We start from the raw sequence: 3,068 nt of genomic DNA, 5'->3' as shown, positions 1-3,068 counted from the left end.
GGGCCTTCGTGGACCGGCTGCCCACCGCGGGGCCCGACACCTTCCTCGAGCACATCCAGGGGCAGGACGTCCCCGGCGACACGTTGCTCGTCGGCGCCCAGTCGGGCGGCCGCGTCGCGCTGCTGACGCCGCAGACCGCTGCCGGCCGCCAGTGGCGCATCGTCGTCGTCGCCGGCGTCCAGGAGGGCGTCTGGCCCGACCTTCGCCTGCGTGGGTCCGTCCTCGGCTCCGAGGACCTCGTCGACGTGGTGGCGCAGCGCCCCCTCGGTTTCCGCGCGGCCCAGGCAGCAGTGCGCTACGACGAGACCCGCCTCTTCCTCGTCGCCGTCACCCGGGCCACCGAGCGACTTCTCGTCACCGCGGTCGGCAACGAGGACGAGCAGCCCTCGGTCTACCTCGACCTCGTCGATCCGCCGGCGACGACCCGGCTCGCCGACGAGGTGCGACCGCACTCCGAGGTCGCCCGCACGATGACCTTGCCGGGGCTCGTCGGCGAGCTTCGTCGCGAGGCGGTGGACCCTGATCCCGGGGTCGCCGAGCCGGCCCTCAACCTGCTCGCCGTGGCGGCCCGTGAAGGGGTGCGCGGCGCCGACCCGAGCTCGTGGTGGGCGCTGCGGTCGGTCACGAGCGAGCGCCCGGTCCGCCGGCCCGATGAGCCCGTGCCCGTGTCCCCGTCGAAGGTGACGTACTTCTCCGAGTGCGGGCTGCGCTGGTTCCTCACGTCGGTCGGCGGTGAGGGGGTCTCCCTCGGCGCCGCCTCGGTGGGCACGTTCGTCCACGACATCGTCGCCGAGCTGCCCGACGCGCCTCTCGTCGAGCTGAAGCGCGAGGTCGACGAGCGCTGGGGTCGGCTCGGGCTGAAGCCGGGCTGGGTCACCGACCGCACGCACCAGGAGGCGCACGACATGGTGGCCCGGTTCGCGGCCTACCGCGCCGGGGCCGAGCGGGAGTGGGAGCGCGTCGGTATCGAGACCGACTTCCGCGTCGAGGTCGGTCGGGCCGTCGTGGCCGGACGCGTCGACCGCATCGAACGTGACACCGAGGGGCGTCTGCGCATCGTCGACCTCAAGACCGGCAAGTCCAAGCCGACCAAGGCCGAGCTCGCCGAGCACGGACAGCTCGGCGCCTACCAGGTGGCCGTCGAGGAGGGCGGCTTCCCCGACCTCGGCGAGCGCAGCGCCGGGGCCGCGCTCGTCTTCATCGGCAAGGGCGGCCTGTCGGGGCTCAAGCCGAGCGTGCTGCCGCAGCCGCCGCTGGCGGGCAGCACCGACCCGACGTGGGCGCGGACCCTGGTCGAGCAGACCGCAGAGGGGATGGGTGCCGGGGAGTTCCGTGCCTCTCAGGGCAAGGCGTGCGAGACCTGCCCGGTGCGATCCTCCTGCCCGGTCCAGCCCGAGGGAGATGCGCTGTGACGACCATCGAGGCCTCGGACGCGACCGGCCGCGCCACGGCTGTGCAGCACAGCGCGCTCGGCATCGCCACGGCACTCGAGATGCCGCCACCCACCGCCGAGCAGGCCGCCGTCATCGAGGCCGGCGCCCGCCCCCTGCTCGTCGTCGCCGGCGCCGGCTCCGGCAAGACGGAGACGATGGCTGCGCGCGTCGTGTGGCTCGTCGCGAACGGGCTCGTCGACCCCGACCAGGTGCTCGGCCTCACCTTCACCCGCAAGGCCGCGGCCGAGCTCTCCCAGCGCATCGCCAAGCGACTGCGCGGTCTCGAGCGTGCAGGCATCTGGACGCCGCCCGCTGACGACGGCACGGGCGCCGAGGTGCTCGGCGGCACCCCGACCGTCTCGACCTACCACGCGTATGCCGGCCGGCTCGTCCGCGAGCACGCCCTCCGCGTGGGCATCGAGCCCGAGTTCCGCATCCTCACCGAGGCCGGCGCCTGGCAGCTCGCAGCCGAGGCGGTGTCGCGCTGGGACGGGCCGATGGACGACGTCGTCAAGAGCGAGGCCACCGTCATCCAGGCCGTCATGGCGCTCGCCGGTGAGATGGCCGAGCACGTGCGCACCCCGGGCGAGGTCATGGAGCACCTCGATGCCGTACTCGCCCGACTGGACGCGCTGCCCGACGGCGAGGGCCGCGGTTCGCTCACGGCCGCCCGCGACGCCGTGGCCGTGCTGCGCGAGCGGCGCACGGTGCTGCCCATCGTCGAGGCGTTCCTCGCCCTCAAGCGCGAGCGCGAGTCCCTCGACTTCGCCGACCAGATGGCCATCGCGGCGCGTCTGACCCGCTCGATCCCGGTCGTCGGGGAGACCGAGCGGCAGCGGTTCCGGGCCGTGCTGCTCGACGAGTTCCAGGACACCTCCGAGGCCCAGCTCGAGCTGCTGCGGTCACTCTTCCACCACCCCGGTGTCGCGCTGACGGCGGTCGGCGACCCGAACCAGTCGATCTACGGGTGGCGCGGAGCGAGCGCGACGACCCTGCTGCGCTTCCCCTCCGAGTTCGCGAGCGACGCCGGTCCGGCCGACGTCCTGCCGCTCTCCACCAGCTGGCGCAACGACTCGCTCATCCTCGACGCGGCCAACACCGTCGCGGCGCCGCTGGCGACCGAGCACGTGCAGCCGCTCCGGCCTCGCCCCGGCGCCGGTGTCGGCTCGATCGAGGTGGCCCGGCTCGAGACCGCCGAGGAGGAGGCCGACCATCTCGCCGCGTGGATCGCCGCGCACTGGTTCAGCCCCAGCGGGCGCCGCACGGGCCGCAGCGCCGCGGTGCTGTGCCGTCGGCGCTCGACCTTCCCGCTCGTCCTCGAGGCGCTGCGGCGCCAGCAGCTCCCCGTCGAGGTCGTCGGCCTCGGCGGCCTCCTCGTGACCCCCGAGGTCAGCGACCTGGTGGCAGCGCTCTGGGTCGTGCAGGACCCGACGCGCGGTGACCAGCTGATGCGCCTGCTCACCGGGCCTGTCGTGCGTCTCGGGGCGGCCGACCTGGCGGGACTCTGGGCCTGGGCGCGTGAGCTGCACTCCCGGACCCCGCGCCCCGAGGCGGGTGCGACCGCTCCCGACGCGTCGGCGGTGTCGGAGCCGACCCCGTCGACCACGTCGGAGCAAGTGCCCGACGCGCCGACGG

2 protein-coding genes are annotated in these 3,068 nt (G+C 74.4%); both read left to right on the top strand.

Features of this window, described 5'->3' with window-relative positions; genetic code table 11:
- Window positions 1–1,412, top strand: a 1,412-nt coding sequence (locus tag AC1DP0_RS20240) for a RecB family exonuclease (RefSeq protein ID WP_478088073.1), incomplete at its 5' end; no start/stop codon positions are given.
- Window positions 1,409–3,068, top strand: a 1,660-nt coding sequence (locus tag AC1DP0_RS20235) for an ATP-dependent helicase (RefSeq protein WP_478088071.1), incomplete at its 3' end; no start/stop codon positions are given. The genes AC1DP0_RS20240 and AC1DP0_RS20235, both read left to right, overlap by 4 nt.

Source organism: Terrabacter sp. P5_B1 (genome assembly GCF_056400505.1).
The sequence above is the reverse complement of the archived record's forward strand: the minus strand, read 5'-3'. Positions and strand labels throughout refer to the sequence as shown.